Annotated in this window: 19 protein-coding genes; 5 read left to right on the forward strand and 14 right to left on the reverse strand. The window is 60.4% G+C overall.

The window, feature by feature from the left end; genetic code table 11:
• Positions 1 to 35: 35 nt before the first annotated feature.
• The 3 genes from ACWKV9_RS07280 to ACWKV9_RS07290 all read right to left on the reverse strand — a co-directional run bounded on the left by ACWKV9_RS07280 (position 36) and on the right by ACWKV9_RS07290 (position 2,584).
• Positions 36 to 1,124 (reverse strand): alkene reductase, encoded by a 1,089-nt coding sequence (locus tag ACWKV9_RS07280; RefSeq protein ID WP_483835420.1) that lies wholly within the window; start codon positions 1,122 to 1,124, stop codon positions 36 to 38.
• Positions 1,125 to 1,274: 150 nt separating this feature from the next.
• Positions 1,275 to 1,958 (reverse strand): type 1 glutamine amidotransferase domain-containing protein, encoded by a 684-nt coding sequence (locus ACWKV9_RS07285; protein WP_483835421.1) that lies wholly within the window; start codon positions 1,956 to 1,958, stop codon positions 1,275 to 1,277.
• Positions 1,959 to 1,978: 20 nt separating this feature from the next.
• Positions 1,979 to 2,584: a TetR/AcrR family transcriptional regulator gene (locus tag ACWKV9_RS07290; protein WP_483835700.1), complete on the reverse strand. Its 606-nt coding sequence runs from the start codon at positions 2,582 to 2,584 to the stop codon at positions 1,979 to 1,981.
• A 223-nt stretch (positions 2,585 to 2,807) separates the two neighbouring features.
• On the opposite strand from ACWKV9_RS07290, the gene ACWKV9_RS07295 reads away from it, so the two are divergent.
• The 3 genes from ACWKV9_RS07295 to ACWKV9_RS07305 all read left to right on the forward strand — a co-directional run bounded on the left by ACWKV9_RS07295 (position 2,808) and on the right by ACWKV9_RS07305 (position 5,697).
• Entirely contained in the window at positions 2,808 to 3,755 is a 948-nt protein-coding gene (locus ACWKV9_RS07295; RefSeq protein ID WP_483835422.1) for a GlxA family transcriptional regulator, read from the forward strand.
• 191 nt (positions 3,756 to 3,946) lie between these two features.
• Entirely contained in the window at positions 3,947 to 4,399 is a 453-nt protein-coding gene (locus ACWKV9_RS07300; protein ID WP_483835423.1) for a DUF2231 domain-containing protein, read from the forward strand.
• The gene (locus tag ACWKV9_RS07305) at positions 4,396 to 5,697 is read left to right on the forward strand and encodes a PQQ-dependent sugar dehydrogenase (RefSeq protein WP_483835424.1); all 1,302 of its coding nucleotides are present in this window, start codon (positions 4,396 to 4,398) and stop codon (positions 5,695 to 5,697) included. The genes ACWKV9_RS07300 and ACWKV9_RS07305 overlap by 4 nt, the downstream gene beginning before the upstream one ends.
• Positions 5,698 to 5,734: 37 nt before the next feature.
• On the opposite strand, the gene ACWKV9_RS07310 is transcribed toward ACWKV9_RS07305, so the two are convergent.
• Positions 5,735 to 6,139, reverse strand: coding sequence for a RidA family protein (locus tag ACWKV9_RS07310; protein ID WP_483835425.1), 405 nt, complete (start codon positions 6,137 to 6,139; stop codon positions 5,735 to 5,737).
• A gap of 144 nt (positions 6,140 to 6,283) precedes the next feature.
• Between ACWKV9_RS07310 and ACWKV9_RS07315 the strand changes: the two genes are divergently transcribed.
• Entirely contained in the window at positions 6,284 to 7,192 is a 909-nt protein-coding gene (locus ACWKV9_RS07315; protein ID WP_483835426.1) for a LysR family transcriptional regulator, read from the forward strand.
• 238 nt (positions 7,193 to 7,430) lie between these two features.
• Here the strand turns inward: ACWKV9_RS07315 and ACWKV9_RS07320 are convergent, their stop codons facing one another.
• The 10 genes from ACWKV9_RS07320 to ACWKV9_RS07365 form a co-directional block, all read right to left on the reverse strand.
• Complete coding sequence (locus tag ACWKV9_RS07320) at positions 7,431 to 8,393, reverse strand: GNAT family N-acetyltransferase (RefSeq protein ID WP_483835427.1); 963 nt, start codon at positions 8,391 to 8,393, stop codon at positions 7,431 to 7,433.
• A 225-nt stretch (positions 8,394 to 8,618) separates the two neighbouring features.
• Positions 8,619 to 9,002 carry a YkvA family protein gene (locus ACWKV9_RS07325; RefSeq protein ID WP_483835428.1) on the reverse strand — a complete coding sequence of 128 codons (384 nt, stop codon included), beginning with the start codon at positions 9,000 to 9,002 and terminating at the stop codon, positions 8,619 to 8,621.
• Between the two features lie 538 nt (positions 9,003 to 9,540).
• Positions 9,541 to 10,662 (reverse strand): ABC transporter substrate-binding protein, encoded by a 1,122-nt coding sequence (locus tag ACWKV9_RS07330; protein WP_483835429.1) that lies wholly within the window; start codon positions 10,660 to 10,662, stop codon positions 9,541 to 9,543.
• Positions 10,659 to 11,441 (reverse strand): ABC transporter ATP-binding protein, encoded by a 783-nt coding sequence (locus ACWKV9_RS07335; RefSeq protein ID WP_483835430.1) that lies wholly within the window; start codon positions 11,439 to 11,441, stop codon positions 10,659 to 10,661. Before ACWKV9_RS07335 ends, ACWKV9_RS07330 begins: the two co-directional genes overlap by 4 nt.
• Positions 11,438 to 12,496, reverse strand: a complete 1,059-nt coding sequence (locus tag ACWKV9_RS07340; protein WP_483835431.1) for a FecCD family ABC transporter permease — start codon at positions 12,494 to 12,496, stop codon at positions 11,438 to 11,440. Before ACWKV9_RS07340 ends, ACWKV9_RS07335 begins: the two co-directional genes overlap by 4 nt.
• Positions 12,493 to 13,335 (reverse strand): TonB-dependent siderophore receptor, encoded by an 843-nt coding sequence (locus ACWKV9_RS07345; protein ID WP_483835701.1) that lies wholly within the window; start codon positions 13,333 to 13,335, stop codon positions 12,493 to 12,495. The genes ACWKV9_RS07340 and ACWKV9_RS07345 overlap by 4 nt, the downstream gene beginning before the upstream one ends.
• Complete coding sequence (locus ACWKV9_RS07350) at positions 13,336 to 14,856, reverse strand: TonB-dependent siderophore receptor (RefSeq protein ID WP_483835432.1); 1,521 nt, start codon at positions 14,854 to 14,856, stop codon at positions 13,336 to 13,338. It lies immediately after the preceding gene.
• 105 nt (positions 14,857 to 14,961) lie between these two features.
• Positions 14,962 to 15,906 (reverse strand): FecR family protein, encoded by a 945-nt coding sequence (locus tag ACWKV9_RS07355; RefSeq protein ID WP_483835433.1) that lies wholly within the window; start codon positions 15,904 to 15,906, stop codon positions 14,962 to 14,964.
• A complete protein-coding gene (locus tag ACWKV9_RS07360; RefSeq protein ID WP_483835434.1) occupies positions 15,896 to 16,441 on the reverse strand; it encodes a sigma-70 family RNA polymerase sigma factor in 546 nt (181 codons plus the stop codon). Before ACWKV9_RS07360 ends, ACWKV9_RS07355 begins: the two co-directional genes overlap by 11 nt.
• Positions 16,442 to 16,579: 138 nt before the next feature.
• Complete coding sequence (locus ACWKV9_RS07365; RefSeq protein WP_483835435.1) at positions 16,580 to 17,776, reverse strand: MFS transporter; 1,197 nt, start codon at positions 17,774 to 17,776, stop codon at positions 16,580 to 16,582.
• Positions 17,777 to 17,939: 163 nt separating this feature from the next.
• Here ACWKV9_RS07365 and ACWKV9_RS07370 point away from each other — a divergent pair, with 163 nt between their 5' ends.
• Positions 17,940 to 18,833 (forward strand): LysR family transcriptional regulator, encoded by an 894-nt coding sequence (locus tag ACWKV9_RS07370; RefSeq protein ID WP_483835436.1) that lies wholly within the window; start codon positions 17,940 to 17,942, stop codon positions 18,831 to 18,833.
• Positions 18,834 to 18,859: the final 26 nt, after the last annotated feature.

The raw sequence follows: 18,859 nt of genomic DNA on the forward strand, positions 1-18,859 counted from the left end.
GGGCCCAGCATTGGGCCGGCTCAAGCGGACTCGTTTTAAACCGGCTCGCAAACCTCAGCCAGCACGGGGTAGTCGGTATAGCCCACCTCACCACCCACGTAAAAATGCTCGCGGCGCACGTCGTTGAGCGACGCGTTCACCCTGAAACGCTCAGGCAGATCCGGTGTTGCAATGAACGGTACGCCGAAAGCGATGGCGTCCGCTTTACCCGTCGCGAGCCAGGTGTTTGCGGTGTCCTTACTGAACTCTTCGTTGGCAATATAAGGGCCGCCGAACACTTCCTTGAGCATCGGGCCAATGCTGTCCGGGCCTTCTTTTTCACGGGTGCTGATGAACGCGATCTTGCGCTCGCCCAGTTCCTTGGCAACGTGCTTGAAGGTCTCGACCGGGTTGTCATCGCCCATGCCGTGATCGACATAACTGCCGACGCCGCCGTCGCCCCGTGGTGCCAGATGGACTCCGACCCGGCCTGCGCCCCAGACGCTGATCGCCGCGTCCGTCACTTCCAGTAGCAGACGGGCGCGATTGGCGTGGGAGCCGCCATAGACATCAGTGCGCGTATTGCTCGCGCTTTGCAGGAACTGGTCCAGCAAATAGCCATTCGCACCGTGGATGAGCACGCCGTCAAAACCTGCGCGTTTAGCGTTCTCGGCGCCTTTGCGGTAGGCCTCGATAATCCCTGGCATTTCCTCAAGCTCCAGCGCCCGTGGCGTCGGAAAAGGCACCTTGGGCCGCAGATGGCTCACATGGCCGCCGGGCTGAATGGCGCTGGGTGCAACCGGCAGTTCGCCGTCGAGGAACACCGGGTGAGAAATCCGCCCGACGTGCCACAGTTGCAGAACGATTTTCCCGCCCGCCTGATGCACGGCGTCCGTCACCAGGGACCAGCCTTGAACCTGCTCTTCGGACCAGATGCCAGGCGTGTCTGCGTAACCGACACCCATGGGCGTGACTGACGTGGCTTCGCTCAGGATCAAACCGGCCGAGGCACGTTGGGCGTAATAGCGCGCCATCAGTGCGTTGGGGGTGCGGTCAATGGCGCGACTGCGGGTCAAGGGCGCCATGACGATGCGATTTGCAAGTTCGATATCACCGAACCTGACGGGGTCAAAAAGAGTGGTCATCAAGTGTTCCTGTTTCTATGTTTCTGAAATTTGCGCGAGCCCGCCCGACCCTCTGAACCAGAGGGCAACAAAATGAGCGGGTTCAAATGCGCGAGATAAGCATCCGGGCGCCGTGTTCAGGCTCCCGAATCAGTGACGGCGGAGCGGATTTCAGCCCTTGCCCAACTTGACCAGCAGCGCTTTGGCGGCTGCTTCGGATGAGGCCGGGTTTTGCCCGGTGATCAGCAAGCCATCCTCGACCACGTAAGACTGCCAGTCGCCGATTTTCGAGTACTGGCCGCCGTTCTGCTTGAGCATGTCTTCGACCAGAAAAGGCACCACGTTGGTCAGGCCCACAGCCTCTTCTTCGGTGTTGGTGAAGCCCGTTACCGATTTGCCGGAAACCAGCGGCTTGCCGTCGGCGGCTTTGGTGTGGCGGAAAATGCCCGGCGCGTGGCACACCGCAGCCAATGGCTTGCCGGCCGCCAGGGTGCCTTCGATCAAGGCGATGGAATCGGCGTCTTCTGCCAGATCCCACAGGGGGCCATGGCCGCCTGGGTAGAACACGGCGTCGAAGTCAGCATGAACGACGTCTTTCAACAGCAGGGTGGTGGACAGTTGCGATTTGGCGCTGCTGTCGGCTTCAAAGCGTTGAGTGGCCTCGGTCTGGAAGTCTGGCTCGTTGCTTTTCGGATCGAGCGGCGGCTGACCGCCTTTAGGGGAGGCCAGGACGATGTCCGCGCCAGCGTCCTTGAACACGTAATACGGCGCCGCCAATTCTTCCAGCCAGAAGCCGGTTTTCTTGCCGGTGTTGCCCAGCTCTTCGTGGGAAGTCAGAACCATCAGAATCTTCATGGGTGTTACCTCTGGTTTGATTAGATAAGTGTTGTCGAGCAATCAAGCACCTGCCGTGTGGCTGACATCGCCTCATCGAACGGCGCGGTGGTACGCGTTATCTTTGCCATCACGCTGGCACCCAGCCACATCTGATACAGCCTGAGCGCCAGCGTCTGCGGCGTATCGGAGAAGACAAAAGATCCGTCCTCCAACCCTCGTGAAAGCGCAGCGGTCAGACGTTTTATGACCTGCGCGGTGCCGCGTTCAAGTTCCAACCTCATGGACTCGGAAAGATCAGCGACTTCCGCGCCCAGCTTCACCACCAGGCATTTGCCGAAGTCGTGATGGCGGGTCTGGCTGTCCAGCCAGCGCTGGCAGTAGGTCATCAGTTTCTGAGCCTCGCTGCCGGTGACGGGTTGAAAAATCTGATCCATCTCCGCCAGGTAGGTTTGAAAGTACGATTCGAGCAGCGCTTGGCCGAACGCGTCCTTTGAGCTGAAGTAATGGTAGAACGAGCCCTTGGGCACCTTCGCCGACAACAGCACTTCGTTCAGGCCCACGGCAGCAAATCCCTTTTTACCGATGATCTGCGCGGCGGCGTCGAGAATGCGTTGTCTGGAATCAGTGTTGGCGGGGCTGCTCATCATTGCGTCTCTCTCAGTAGACCAGTCGTCTAGTGGCTGAGTGAATGGTAGGCATTGGGGTCAGCCCCAACAATGTCGTATCCGCAAGGATTTCGGACACGACCACAAAGATGCGTGCGCCCAAGGCTCCTGGCGAGATAGCATCGCCCCGAGTTAAAGCGCGGCGGGCTGCTCGCCTGCACCGACACTCATCGATACCCGCGCAATTGCCGAAGAGGACGTGATGCATACCGTTGCTTTGATCGTTTATCCCAACTTTCAGTCGCTGAGCCTGTCCGTGGGCTCGGTGTTCGAATGCGCGAACATGATGCGTGGTGAGCCTGCCTACGCGTTCCGCCTGGTGTCGGAATCGGGCGGGGCGGTGATGTCGTCCCAAGGCTTTTCGGTGCTGACCGAGCCGGTTAATCCTGACGGCTACGACACGGTGATCATCAGCGGCCACATGGAATTCGAACTGCCAACCTTGAGCCTGCTGCAATTTGTGCAGGCTGCCTCGGCGCACTCACGCCGGATCGTATCGCTGTGTACTGGCAGCTTCGTGCTGGCAGAGGCGGGATTGCTGGACGGCAAGCGCGCCACCACTCACTGGATTTACGCCCCGGCGTTCAAAAAGCGCTACCCCGACATCCAGCTGGAAGAAGATCGGTTGTTCGTGGTGGACGGTCAGATCTGGACGGGGGCGGGTATGAGCGCTGGCGTTGATCTGGCGCTGGCGATGGTCGAGAACGATCTGGGCAGCGACATCGCCCGCCGCGTGGCGCGCAAACTGGTCATCTACCAGCGGCGTGGCAGCGAACAGTCGCAGCTGTCGGCACTGTTGGAGCTCGATCCGAAATCCGACCGGGTGCAACTGGCCCTGGTCTACGCCCGGGAAAACCTGAAAAACGATTTGTCAGTCGAGGCGTTGGCTGCCGTCGCGCGCCTGAGCCCTCGTCAGTTCAGCCGGGTGTTTCGCGAAGAGACCGGGCAGACGCCCGCCAAAGCCATCGAATGCCTTCGCGTCGAGGCCGCAAGGGTCATGATGGAAACCAGCCGCCATCCGATAGAAGTCGTCGCACGCGAAGCAGGTTTTGCTAATCGCGAGCAGATGCGCCAAGCGTTTTTGCGCACCTTCGGCCAACACCCTCAGGCAATGCAGCGCGCATTGGCCTACAGCGAGCGCGCAGGATAAATACAGTGAGTAGCTCAAGGTTTCGAGTTGCTCTGGTGTTCGGCAGTTGCTGCAAAACATTTCGTCACGAAACACGCTGAACTAACGCTCTACAACAAGGCTCCTCTCTTGTGCGCAGTCAGCGCGACCCTGAAAAGCCAGTGCATTCGTGCTGAGTCGTGTCCAGGTTCGCCGAACATTAAGGAGCTACCGTGACCTCAACCGCCTATCCCGTCTACCGAAGCACGCCGAGCCCGCTTCACGCGATCTTGCTTGCCGGTACCGTGCCGCTGTTTCTCGGCGCACTGCTCAGCGATATCACCTACTACAACACCTACCAGATCCAGTGGGCCAACTTTGCGTCATGGCTCATTGCGGGTGGTCTGGTGTTTTGCGGCTTTGCCCTATTGTTCGCGCTGGTCAATCTGATCCGTGCCGACCACAAGGCTGGCCGCCCCGTGCTGTATTTCCTGCTGTTGCTGGTGACGTGGGTGGTGGGCTTGGTCAACGCCTTCGAACACGCCAAAGACGCCTGGGCCGCCATGCCAATGGGGCTGGTGCTGTCAGTCGTCGTGTTCGTGCTGACTTTGGTTTCAGCCTGGATTGGCCTGAGCAATCTGCATTCGCAGCCCCATTCAAGCGTGCGCACGGGAGAAGCGAAATGAAGCATTCCAACGCACTGACTGCCCTGACAGCCTTGAGCATGGCGCTGCTGCTGAGCGCTTGCGGTAGCGAAGCCGACAGTACTCAAGCACGCGGGCCCGACCCGAAAATGCCCCAGCCTCAAGGCGGCTTGCTGCCCAGCATGAAGATCGCTGAACCTGTGGCCTGGGGCGATCAGAAGCCCACGGTGCCCCAGGGTTACAGCATCACCGCGATTGCATCGGACCTGAAGATCCCGCGCCAGACCCTGGTGCTGCCTAATGGCGACATCATCGTGGCGGAAGGTCGTGGCGGCAGCGCTGCCAAACTCAAGCCTAAGGATGTGATCGCCAGCTACATCAAGGCCCAAGGCAACACGCAGGTCAAAGGCGGCAATCGCCTGACCTTGCTGCGCGACGCTGATGGTGATGGCACTTACGAAACCAAGACCGTATTCGCCGAAAACCTCAACGCGCCCTATGGCCTGGCGTTCGCCAACGGCAAGCTGTACGTCGCCAACCAAGACGCGTTGGTTAGCTTCGATTATCAAGACGGCCAGACAAAAGCCAGCGGTGCGCCGACCACTATTACCGACCTGCCGTCGAAGATTAACCACCATTGGACCAAGTCGTTGACCGTCAGCCCTGACGGCCGCTTCCTGTATGTCGGCATTGGCTCCAACAGCAACGTCACCGAACGCGGGATGGAAGTCGAGATTGATCGGGCGATGATTTGGCAGATCGATGCCGCAACCGGTGCGCACAAGCCCTACGCCACGGGCGTGCGTAACCCGACCGCACTGACCATCGAGCCTGAAACCGGCCAGTTGTGGGCCGTCGCCAACGAGCGCGATGAGCTAGGGCCTGATCTGGTACCGGATTACCTGACGTCTATCCGCGAGGGCTCGTTCTACGGCTGGCCCTACAGCTATTGGGGCCAGAACGTCGACACTCGCGCGCAGCCGCAAAATCCGGAACGCGTCGCCGCTGCGATCAAACCCGATTACAGCCTCGGTTCCCACGTGGCCGCGCTGGGGGTTGATTTCTCCCTGCCGGCCATGGGCGACAAGTTCGCCGAAGGGGCCTTCGTCGGTGAGCACGGCAGCTGGAACCGGGATAATCCGGTGGGCTACAAAGTGATCTTCGTGCCGTTCAAGCAAGGACGTCCGGCCGGTGAGCCCGTCGATTTCGCGACGGGCTTCCGCGGTGACGATGGCAAGACTCGCGGCCGACCGGTCGGTGTCACGGTCGACCCGAAAGGCGCACTGATCATCGCCGACGACCTGGCCAACACGGTTTGGCGCGTCACTCGCAACAAGTAAACGCGCTACACAGCACGGGGCGGGCAGTCGCCCTGTGTTACCCCTCGATGACGCCCGGAATTTTAGCGACCACCTTGATCTCGAACTGAAACCCGTACAGCCACGTCACCCCCACGCAGGTGATCGTCGGGTGAGGCGCCTCGCCCCAGAACTCCGGCACGACCTTCCAGATTTTCTCGAACGTCGCTTCCGGGTCGACGATGAACACGGTGACGTCCTGCACGTCGTCGAATGTACAACCTGCAGCGCCCAGCACTGCGTTCAGATTAGTGAACGCCAGGCGCACCTGCGCCTGCAGATCGGGCTCCGGAGATCCGTCCTCTCGGCTGCCCACCTGTCCGGAAACAAACAACAGGCCATTGGAAATTACAGCCGGTGAGTAGCGATTGCGCTCATACAGCGCGTGGCGGCCGGGCGGGAATACGACTTCACGTTTGCTCATGGGATGGCTCCTTCGTCGGGTCAGGGGCGACCCGCAATTAACGATGAGCTGACTTTAAGTACTTGTGGCGCTGCGATAAACGCGCAACTCTGCCCATCACTGTTTGCCAATCTCAAACAATCGCGCAATGACCGGAGGCTGGACGTGGACCGTTTCGATGCGATGCAGGCCTTTGCCCGAGTGGTGGAAACCGGCAGCTTCACCAAAGCCGCTGACACGCTGCACATGAGCAAGACCACCGTCACGCAACTGGTGCAGCAACTGGAAGCGCGGCTGCGAGTCAAGCTGCTCAACCGCACCACGCGCAAGGTCAACATTACTGCCGACGGCGCCGCTTATTACGAGCGGGTCATCAAGCTGCTGGCTGACATGGACGACGCCGAGACCAGTCTGTCCAGCGCCGCAGCCTTGCCCCGCGGCCGCTTGCGGGTAGATGTGCCCAGCCCGTTCGCTACCTTGATTCTGATGCCTGCGCTGCCAGACTTTCACGCGCGTTACCCCGACATCCAGATCGACATGGGCGTCAGTGATCGTGTGGTGGATATGATCCGCGAGAACGTGGACTGTGTGGTGCGCGGCGGCGAGCTGACGGATCAATCGCTGATGGCGCGGCGTATCGGCGATCTGCAACTGGGGGTTTATGCCGCACCCGATTATCTTCAACGCCTTGGCACTCCGACCCATCCTCAGGACCTGGAAAACTCCCACCACCGCATCGTCGGCTATCTCTGGGCGCGCACCGGCAAGGCGCTGCCCTATGCGATGCACCGCGATGGCGAGAGTCTGAATGTGCACGGTCGTTACGTGTTGTCGGTTGACGATGGCAACGCCTACATGGCGGCGGGTTTGGCCGGAATGGGGGTTTTATGGCTGCCCGAATACATGGCCAAGGCGTGCATGGCGCGGGGCGAATTGGTGCCGCTGTTCGAGGATTGGAGTTTCGAGCCAATGCCGATGTTCGTCGCGTTTCCGCCCAACCGGCATATCAGCATCAAGCTGCGGGTGTTCATCGACTGGGTCATCGAGCTGATGGAAAAACATGCGCCCGTTTAGGGCGCGCATCGAGCGATGCGGTGTATCAGGTGTCACTCAATCGGCCGGGTTCTTAGGGCCGCTTCGCCCCCTGATGATCTCATGAGCACCAACCGCACTCCTGTAGGAGCGAACTTGTTCGCGAGGCGGTATGCCTGATACCCCGCGCTGATCGCTTCGCCAACAAGTTGGCTCCTACAGAACCCACTCGTCGGCAAGCCGACTCCTACGCGCTCCGCGCAGAAGCGGGCCTGGGTGCTCAACGCCAGTCGTCAAGCACCCAGGCGTTGGGGTGATCGTAGCCCGCGCGCCCCCGGTGCATCGAAATGCCCAGAATGTCGGTACGAAATCCTTCGTTGACCAACCATTGATAGGCGCCCTGACGCGCCGTATTCACGCCAACCGTCAGCGTTGTCTGACCTGCTTGCTGTGCAGCGGCATCGCAGGCGGCGATCAGTTTTTCAAACAGGATGGGCGCCTGCGGGCCCGGCGCCACAGCGGCGAACTTGACGTAGAAAACCCCATCACCGGCTTCACTGTGGGGGCCGAAATGACAGATGGCGAAGGCATGCGGCTGAGCGGTTTCATCTAGCAAAATAAGACTCGTGCCAAGCTTCTGCTGCAGCACCGCGTCCATCTCTCCACTCACATCCAGTCCCGGCATGATGCTGTCAGTGATGCCAATGCATGCCGCTTTTTGCCCTTTCGAGTCGCTGCCGGGCTGGCCGTAATGCACCACGGTCTGAGCTTGATGCCAGAACTTGACCGGGCGCTGCAGGATGGCGATCAGTGCGGCAGGCCAGAAGCCAAAACGCTGATACAGGCCGATGTGTTTGGGGCTGTCAGGGAAGGTCATCAAACCTGCGTGAGTGACTTCCCATTCATTGAGCTGCTTGACGGCTGTCGTCATCAAACCTCTGGCGATTCCTTGATCCCAATAATCAGGATGCACGGCGACCGGCCCGACGACGGCATTGCTCCCCCAGCGTGAAACGCACAGCACCCCGACCATGCGATCGTCGATCAAGGCCTTGAACCAGCGGCCGTGAGGGGCGTTCCAGCGGTTATGCACGTAGTCGCGATCGTTCCAGAACTCACCCGGTTCCACAGCGCCGATGTAGGTCGCGAAGGCGAGCCTGACCAGTTCGGATGCCTGGCGCAAATCCCCTTTGCTCAGCGGCACTACCTGGGGAGTTTCGGCTTGTTTTGACGATGTGGGCATGGCTCGTTCTCGGCAGTGGGCGCGATGGCCTTGGAATCACTTGCGCACATTCTGATACAGCAACAAGCCCGAAGTTTCATGCATTCGGCACGTGGCCCCACCCGGCATTTGAACGCTGTCGGGTTCTGCCCGGCGACGTCATCCAGTGGCGGCGTCTGGGCCTTACGGGCTAGCCATTATTTGCAGCCCTTTGCACGAGACGCTGTGCGACAAGCGGCGAGCTGATTAATCAGCAATCGCCCGTATCGCGCCCCACATCAGCAATCCCCAGATCAGAACGAACACCCCGGCCATGATCCAGCGGCCCTTGAGACTCACGCGTTGCCCAGCCATTGCCTCGGCTTGGGGGCGGCAGCGCAGCAGCAGCAGGGCGTCTGGAACAAGCCGCATGGCCAGAGCAATGCCCAGTGGCAGCAGGATCACGTCGTCCAGATAACCCAGTACCGGGATGAAATCCGGAATCAGGTCGATGGGGCTGATCGCATACGCCACCGTGATCATTGCCACAACCTTCGGCAGCCAAGGCATGTCCGGTTCGCGGCAGCACAGCCATAGCAGAGTCAGGTTGGCTTTGAGGCGCTTGGCCCAGGCTTTGAGGCGTTGAATCATCGGTTGTCGCTCGTTTGGTCAGGGTGGGAGGTAGCTTGCTCGCGATTAGGCCAGCCCGTTCAACGCATGTGTTCTGGTGCCTTGAATCTGATCGTTCCCGCATCTGCCGATGGGCGAACGGTCACAATTTATGTCACGCCGCCGTTTCGCTTCTGCCCGGAGGGCAAACGATCGCAATTTATGCCGCGCGGCCGTTTCGCTTCTGCCGAAGGCGTAGGAGTCCGGCTTGCCGACGATGGCTCCGGGGTCGCGTCCGACCGAAGCGGCCCTAAAACCTGTCACCACAATTTCAACTGACACACCGCATGCTCAGGTTTTACTGCCGCTACGCGCCAGATCGCGGGACAAGCCACGCTCCTACGGCCTCCGGCCAGAATCAACAGCGGGCTGCGGTCGTTTCTATGCTCCGCGGCACACGCAACTGATCGCATCTATGCCGCGCGGCCGTTTCGCTTCTGCCGAAGGCGTAGGAGTCTGGCTTGCCGACGATGGCTCCGGGGTCGCGTCCGACCGAAGCGGCCCTAAAACCTGTCACTGCTCACAAACTGCCGCCAAAACAAACCTGCGCGTGAAATACGAACGGCACGTCGGGCAGGGTGGTGAATTCGCTTATCAGCCGTCGATACTCGGCATCCGGGTCGAGGTCAGCGAACACCTCAGGCCAGAACAGCTTGGCCAGCCACTGCGCGCCAACGATGTTGAACACGCTGTTGTAGAACTGATGACTGAGCCCCTGAACGCAGCTGTTCGGCGACTGAGCAATGGCCGAAAACCCAGCCCGAGCCATCAAGCGCTGCATCTCGCTGTTGACTCGCTCCACACTGGCGCCATAGCCGAACGGGATGGCACCGACGCCATTGCGCAGGCGCTGTGTGCCGGTCATCAGGTAGATATCCGGCTTGCTCAGGATCAGGGTTTCCAGCGCCACATCCGCCGATTCGCTGCGCAAATAACGCGAGCCCAGATTGATCGCGCCGATGTTTTCACTCAACAATCCCCAGCCGCTATGACCCTGTGTATGACAGCAACCCCCCGCACCAGCCTGACCTGCCCGCGCCTCGACGAACACCTTCGGCGCCTTAAGCCCGGCCGCGCGTTGTTTGAGCTGCGCCAGTTGCGCGCGGTACACGTCCAGATAAGCCTGAGCCTGCGGCTCGCGATCCAGCACTTGCCCCAGCAATTCCAGACTGCGCGGCACATTGACCAGCGGGTCCAGCTCGTTATCGACGTAGATCAGCGCAATACCCAGGTGCTGCAGCACGCTGTCCAGCACTGTATTTTCAATCGCAGCGCGGGCACCCAGACGCGCGATGATCAGGTCAGGTCGGGTGCGCAACAGGCTTTCGATGTCCAGTTGTCCACTTTGCGGAAAGTCGATTTCGCGGATGCGTTCCGCCTCGGGCCAGCGCTGGCTAACCACGGTCCAAAGCCCCGGATCGGAACTGGCCAGGTTGTTGTCCCAGGCGACGATTCGGGCCAATGGTTTTTCACGCTCCAGTAGCGCAATCGACAGCAGATCATTGCTGTCCTGCAGGACGATGCGCTGCGGTGCATGGCGCAGGGTGACACTGCGCCCGGCCAGATCAGTCACCGTCATTGGGTAGTCTGCCGCTTGCAATGACGTGCAGAACAGCCATAACAGGCACACCAGCCGGATCATGAAACAGACCCGTCAACATGGATCTGCACCCGGCCGAGGCTGCAACGCTCGACCCGCGCCTGCACCCGATAAACCTGTTCCAGCATCGTCGGCGTCAAGGTCTGTTCTGGTGTGCCAGCGGCGTGCAGCAGTCCGCGCTCAAGGACCATGATCATATCCGCCCAACGCGCCGCCAACCCTAGATCGTGCAGCACCACCACCACAATGCGGCCCTCATCGGCGAGCTGGCGGACCATGCTCATCACATCATTCTGATAACGCAGATCCAGAGCGCTGGTGGGCTCGTCGAGCAACAGCAAACGCGGCTGACGAATCACCGCCTGCGCCAGGCTGACCATCTGCCGTTGCCCACCGGAGAGACTGTCCAGCGGTTGTAGCGCCAAGTGCTGAACGCCCAATTGCTCCAGCACGGCGAACGCTCGTTCCTGCTGTTGCCGGGCGCTGCCTTGCGCGCGCAACGGGTCGCCGCCCCGCAGGGCGCCGAGCAGGGTTTCCAGCACGCTTAACGCGATACCCTCGGGCAGCGTTTGCGGCATGAAACCGAGTACTGCCGCACGTTCGCGACGGTTGCAACGCAGTAAATCCAGTTCGCCCAGGCGCAGATCGCCGGTCGCCGGTAACAGCCCGGCCAGGGTGCGCAACAGCGTGGATTTGCCCGCGCCATTGGGGCCGACCAGTGCCACCACCTGACCCGGCGCGACGTCCGGCAGATCGATGCCGTGCAGCACGGTCTTGCGCTTGTAGCCCACGGTCAGTTGGCGCACATGCAGCAGGCTCATGCCCGGCCTCGCTTGAGGATCAGGCTCATGAACAGCGGCACGCCGACCACCGCCGTGACAATGCCGATCGGCAGAACCACGCCAGGGATCAGCTGTTTGCTGACGATGGCTGACAGCGACATGATCAGCGCGCCCATCAATGCGCTGACCGGCAGGAAGAAACGGTGATCTTCGCCAATTAACATCCGCGCGATGTGCGGGCCGACCAAGCCGATGAAACCGATGGTGCCGACAAACGCTACGGCGGTGGCAGCCAGCAAGCTGATACGTAGCAGGGCGCCCAGGCGCAAGCGCGCCACGTCGATGCCCAAGGTGGCGGCACGCTCGTCACCCAGGCGCAGGGTGGTCATCTGCCACGCCGCGCGCAGGCTGAACGGCAGGACAACGAAGAACACGATGGCCAGGGTTTGCACTGCCGGCCAACTGGCGCGGCTCAAACTGCCCATGCTCCAGAACACCAATTGCTGGAGGGCATCGGCGGATGCCAGGTACTGCAACAGCGCAACCATCGCGTTGAAGCTGAACACCAGCGCGATCCCAAACAGCACCAGCGATTGCACCCCACCCGTCATGCTCGCCACCGCCTGCAACAGCAGCACCGAGGCAAACGCAAAGACGAAGGCATTGGCGGTGATCAGCCAACTGGCGGGCACCCCCGGAATGCCGAGGTCGAGCACGATCGCTAGCGCCGCACCCAGCGAAGCCGCCGACGACACGCCAAGGGTGAACGGGCTGGCCAGCGGGTTGTTGAGGATGGTCTGCATCTCAGCGCCAGCCAGTGACAGCGCTGCGCCCACCAACACTGCCATCAGCGCGAAAGGCAGGCGCAATTCACGCACGATCACCTGCGTGTCGGGATCGACGCTGGCCGGCGTGAAGATGGCCTTGAGCACATCGCTTGCAGCGAAAGACGTGCTGCCCAATGTGATATCGGCCAGCAGACAGATCAGCAGCGCCAGCACCAACGCGCCGCAGATCAGCAGGCGTTTACGCAGGATTTTGGCGTAAGCGAGGTGCAGCGTTTCGGCGTTGAGGGTCGGTTGTGAATGGCTCAAAACTTCATGCTCAACGTCGCGACGACTTCGGCCGGATCACCGGCGTAGTTGCCGTCGGTACTGGCCACGGTTTCGATGTATTTGCGATCTGTCAGATTGCGCCCGTTCAGCGACACCCGGGTCTTGTCGTTGATGTCGTAGAACACGCTGGCGTCGATCCGCGCATAGCCGCTCACGTCGTAGGTGTTGTCGATATCACCCTGGCGCTCGCCGACTGCGATCACTCCGGCACCGAAACCCAGGCCGCGCAGCGGGCCTTCCTGCAACTGATAACTGGACCACAGCGAACCGCTCATGATCGGCACGCCTTCGAGCCGGTTGCCGGTCTGGATCACGGTATCTTTTGTGACTTCAGCGTTCAGCGCGCTGATGTTGCCGATGATTTCCCAGCCTTCCAGTGGAGTGCCGCTGACGTCCAGTTCGATGCCACGAACGCGTTGCTCGCCGGTTTGCACTGAGTAATTGTCGTCGGTCGGGTCCGGCGCTGCGACGTTCTTGCGGGTGATCTGGAACACCGACAGGGTGGCGCTGAGTTTGTCCGGAATCACATCGAACTTGGCGCCGACTTCGTACTGATCGCCTTCCTCCGGGTCCAGCGTGCTGCCGTTGCTCTGGATATCGCTCTGCGGTGCAAACGAGGTGCTGTAACTGGCATAAAGCGCCAGCCAGTGGGTCGGCTGATACACCAGACCGATGCGTGGCGAGACTTTGCTCGGGTCCACGTCGGTGCGTGCCACTTCATAGTCGGCGTTGGTGGTCGCGTTCTTTTGTCGCGTGTCGTCGTAACGAGCGCCCACGATCAGCTTCCATTGCTCACTCAGGTCGATCTGGTCTTGCAGTTAAAAGCTGTAGGCTTCCAGGTCGTAGCTGGTTTTTTCGTTGAACGCGAAAGGGCCGGGGGTGGCGCCGTATACCGGATTGAAGATGTCGATGGACGCCAGCGATGCGCGGTCACTGGTCACCCGACGCTTGCCGTCGATGTACTCGAAACCGGCCAGGGCGGTGTGGTTAAGGCCGCCGGTAGTGAAGCGGGCGATGGCTTCGAACTGCATGTCCAGGGTCTTGATGCGCTCATCACCATCGGTCGCCCGACGCGACAAGGTGCGGCCATCGCTGCCGATACCACGCAGGTCGACCACGTAGCGATCCTTGTGCGACTGATCCCAGCGGGTCATTTGGCGCACTGTCAGCCAGTCATTGACGTCGTGTTCGGCGCGATACCAGACCGAGAATTTGTCGGCCTTGTCCCGTGACCAGGGCTCGCCGAGATAGCGATCGGCGTTCATGTTGATCTTGCCGTTTTGCGGCAGCAAACCACGGTCGAAAGGGCTGGTCTGGTTGATGTATTCCATACCGCCATCGACCCGCGTCGAATCGCTCGGCTCCCAGCGCAAAGTCGGGGCGATGTAGGTGCGATTGCTGTCGCGGAACGTGTCGCGAAACCCGCGATCAGTTTGCGTGGCGACGGTCATGCGCCCGGCCAAGGTTTTAGCTTCATCCAGAGGGCCGCTGGCGTTGGCTTCCAGTCGATAAAAGTCGTAAGAACCGGCTTGCGCCTTGACCTGCGCCTCAGGGATAAAACTCGGCTGACGCGTGACCAGATTGATCAGGCCTCCGGGGTTGCCGCGCCCGTACAGCACCGATGCCGGGCCTTTGAGCACTTCGACGCGCTCGACGTTGGCCAGATCGCGCAGGGCTTCGGGCCGCGACACCAGGGGATTGATCAACATACCGTCGACGGCGTAAGTGTTGGCCTTGAAGCCGCGAATCACGAAGCTCTCCGATGAGCCACCGTGGGTGTTGCCGCGCTGCACGCTGCTGACGTTAGTCAGTGCATCGCCCAGGTTGTTGACCTGTTGATCTTCCAGCACCTGACGCGAAACCACTTGAATCGACTGCGGGATGTCGCGCAGGGCAGTGTCGGTCTTGCTGCCGGTGGCGCTGCGGGTGGCGCGATAGCCCTGCACCGGGCCGTCGGCGCGTTCGATGAATTCGCTGGAGGTGATCACCGAAGGCGCCAGGTTCAGCGAACCACTGGCGGGCTGAGCGAACAGCAGCAGCGTGCGCTCGGGAGTCAATGACCAGCCCAACCCGGAATTGCTCAGCAGCTGTGCCAAAGCCTCCTGCTCGCTCAACTCGCCGCCAATGGCGGGGGCCATTTTGCCTTGGGCCAGCGCAGCGTCGAAGCTCAGTTGCAGACCGTTCTGCCGGGCGAACTGAGCCAGCGCGGAGGCCAGTGGCTGGGCGGCGATGGCGTAATGTTCAGTGCGATGAGGCGCTGAAGAATCGGCCGCCCAACTGCTGCCCATGGGCAACATGCACAGCAGGGCCAGCGAGGGCAATGAACGGAAGCGTGGCATGGATACGATCCTTCATACGACTTAATTGCGTTTGAGAGGATTTCTCAAACCGACTATGAAAGACGTAGTGCTCGGGGATTTTTTCCACCTGACGGCGAAAATAATTCAAAAATTGCCTAATGCATGCACCCAAGGGGTCATTTGCCGGCTCTGCACCGACAGCGATTGCGCCAGTGCCGAGAGCGCGCGATCAGGGTTTTGCAGGTCGAAGACGCCGGTGATGCGCCGTTGTTTCAACGCCTCGTCAGTGATGATGATCCAGCCGGGTGTGTAGCGCTGCAGGTGACCAACGATGTCGGCCACGGTCTGGTTCTCGACGAACAGCGAACCGCTGCGCCAGGAGGCCACTTGCGAAGGGTCGAGCTGCGAGCGCTCGACGTTGCCCGACGGCCACGAGAGTTTCAGCCGTTGGCCCGGCATCAATCGTTCACTGAGTGGCGGCTGGGTGTTTTCGGCCTGCACCTGGCCGTGTTCCAGCGCCACTTCGGCCGAGCCTTCTTGCAGCTCAAGATCAAACGCGGTGCCCAACACTCTGACCGACAGTTCGCCAGCTCGGGCAACAAACGGGTGCTGCGCATCGGGCGCCACTTGGAAGTAAGCCTGGCCCTGCATCAACTCCACCTGACGCGCATCGCCGCTGACCAATCGCAATGCACTTTGAGGGCTCAGGGTGATCGTGGAGCCGTCGGCCAGTTGCACGGCGCGGGTTTCGCCGACGCCGGTTTGATAATCGGAACGCAACGCCAGAGTGGCATCAGGCGCGATGATCACTGCGACCGCGCAAACCCCTGCAGCGAGCGACAGGCTGAGCCAGCGGCGTCGCGTTGGCCTGATGGCTGACCCCGACGATGGACGCGGAGGAGGTTGGGCAACCCTGGGTGGGGTGATTTCCCCCAGCGCGCCCCAGAGTTTTTCCATGGTCTGCCATGCCACCCGATGTTCGTCGCTGGCCTGCAACCATCGCTCGAAGGCGGGCTGCGCCAGTGGGTCCTCCTGAAGACGCAGCCGCCAGTCGGCGGCTTGCTCCAGAGCATCTTGGTCAGGTTTCACGGGAGGCGTTCCGGTTGTCGTTGTCGTCATCGGGTTCGTCGACTTCCCGGGCCAGCTTGACCAGCGCATCGCGCAACAGCCGGTGCGCGGTGGTCAACGACACGTCCAGCTGACGGGCGATTTCAGCCAGCGTGCAACCGCCAAAACGATGCAATTCCAGCGCACGTCGGCTGGCTTCCGGCAGGGCTTGAAGGGCATTTGAAACACGGTCCAGGGTCATGCTGTGCTGGCAGGTTTCCGCCGGGTCGCTGCCATGGGTCGGCAATAACCACACCGGTGGCGCGGCCTCATGGGCCTGTTCGCGCAGGCGGCTGCGTTTGAGGTCCAGCGCCAGGTTGCGCACGATGCGATACAGATACGCGACGGGCTGTTCGATGGCTGGTGCGTTTGACGTCTGAGCGGGGATGAAACGAATCCAGGCTTCCTGCACCACGTCCTCGGCTTGCGTGTGGTCGCCAGTGATTTTCGCCGCATAACTGACCAGCTCCCGGCGAACGCCGAGGAACAGATGCAGGTGTGCGGTGGGTTCGGTCATGGAAAATGGGCTCGGGCGTTGTGCCCGCTCGAATATCGATTCGGGATGGCCCGCAGTTTAGGCCTGAACGATAAACGTTTTCAATTGCGTTGTGGGGGAAGCTTAGGTGCAATGCTCCCGCCTCACTGCGTTGTTTTTCTAGTGCTGAGCGTTGTTGCGAAGGGCGGCCCACGCGAACGCAGCAGAGCCAATGAGAACCGCCACGCCAAAGGCAAACGGACTCCACCAGCCCATGGCATCGAACATGAATCCGCCAAGGCCAGCGCCCATGGTTATTGCCATCTGGATGGTCGCGACCATCAGCCCGCCGCCCGCCTCAGCATCATCTGGTAGGGTTTTGCTCAGCCACAGACCCCAGGCAACCGGTGCCGGAGTTGCGACGAGGCCCCAAGCGGCGAGCAGAAAACCGGTGGCCAGGCTCGAACTGCCCATGGCGATAAGGATCGCGGCGACGATGGCCATCGATAACGGAATACCGATCAGGTACGCATACATGCGCTGTTGCAATAGCGACCCGATGAAGTAAGTACCGATGACTCCGAAAACGCCGATCAGCAGCAACATCAGAGACAAGGTGTTGACGCTTACATGCGTGACTGTTTCAAGGAACGGGCGCAGATAAGTGAAGACAGCAAATTGCCCCATGAACAACAGCATGATTGCCAGCATTCCAAGTGCTACCTGAGGATTACCGAGGAGCCGGAAGGGGTTGCTGGAGCGCGTGCCGGGTTCACTGCGCATCGCGGGGATGCTTGCCCACTGCCAGGCAAATGCCAGGACCGCTAACGGCACGACAAGGAAGAACGAGCCCCTCCATCCAATGTACTGGCCCAGAAAGCTGCCCAACGGGGCCGCAATAGTCGCGGCTAATGCGTTGCCACCGTTGATGAGTGCCAATCCTTTTGCCACAGAGTCTTTAGGGACGAGCTTCATGACCGTGGCAGTCGACATCGACCAGAACCCGCCGATGGATATGCCCAACAACGCCCGACCTGTCATAAACATCGGCCCGTTGTGCGCGAAGGTGACCACCAGCCCAGACAACGTCAACAGCAAGCTGAAGCCGAGTAGGACTTTCTTGCGATCCAACCGTCCCGTCAGCGGCGTGTTCAGAAGGCTGGCAAGTACTGCGAAAAATCCAGAAATCGAGATGGCTTGGCCTGCCTGGCCCTGGCTGATACCAAGATCCTGGGCGATAGGTGTCAGCAGGCTGACCGGTATGAACTCCGATGCGATCAGAACAACGACACATAGCGCCATTGAAAATACTGCTCCCCATGCAGGGGGATGCTCGGTGGCTGTGGCTCGGCCAAGCGTAGCGTCAAATGTGCTCATATCACTGTGTACCTAGTGGCTCTGCACCTGTCCGGGGCAAGGTTCTTACCCAAGGCATATCGGCGCTGACAAGTAGATTTCGAAGTTGAGTGACAGCTTATAGCGCAAGCATTACGCTGATTAGCCTCTCCAATTTCCATGCGGTGATGAGAAAATTTCAGCAATGAACACCCAAAAAGTTAACGATCTCCAAGCCTTCCTGGCGGTGGCCCGTGAACAAAGCTTCACCAAAGCGGCTGCGAAACTCGGTGTTACGCCTTCGGCTCTGAGTCATACGATAAGGGGTTTGGAAGCTCGCTTGGGCGTGCGATTGCTTGCGCGAACGACAAGGAATGTGGCGCCAACCGAAGCAGGCGAAAAGCTGATGGGTTCGATAGGGCCGCTGTTCGACCAGATCACCGCTGAACTGGAGATGCTCGGTGAGTTGCGCGATAAACCAGCGGGGAGAATTCGTGTGACGTGCTCGGACGATGCGGCCGAAAGCATCCTCAGGCCGATGCTCACCGGATTCCTTGCGCAATACCCTGATGTTACGGTGGAAATCAGCATCGACTATGGCTTCACGAACATAGTCACCAACCGATTTGATGCGGGCATACGCTTGGGCGAATCAATCAGCAAGGACATGATTGCCGTGCGGGTCAGCCCGGACTGGCGTCTGGTAGTCGTGGGGTCACCTGCGTACTTCGCGCGCCATCGAGTTCCTATCAATCCCCAGGATCTCACGCAGCATAACTGCATCAATATTCGTCACTCGATGGATGGCGGGTGTTATGCGTGGGAGTTCGAAAAAGGGAATCGCAAGCTCAATATTCGGGTGACGGGTCAGCTCACGGCCAACAGTATGATTCATGTGGTCAATGGCGCGCTCGATGGCATCGGGCTGGCCTATGTACCTGATTTCATAGCCAAACCTTACCTCGCTGATGGACGGCTAATCGAAGCGATGCCGCAGTGGTGCCCCTATTTTCAGGGCTTTCATCTCTATTACCCAAACCGGCGACAGGCCTCATCAGCCTTCACCGCGTTCGTGGAAGCGGTCAGGTATCGCGGTTAAACCGACTGAGCTTGTCGTTTGCTGTG

Source organism: Pseudomonas corni (assembly GCF_057128765.1).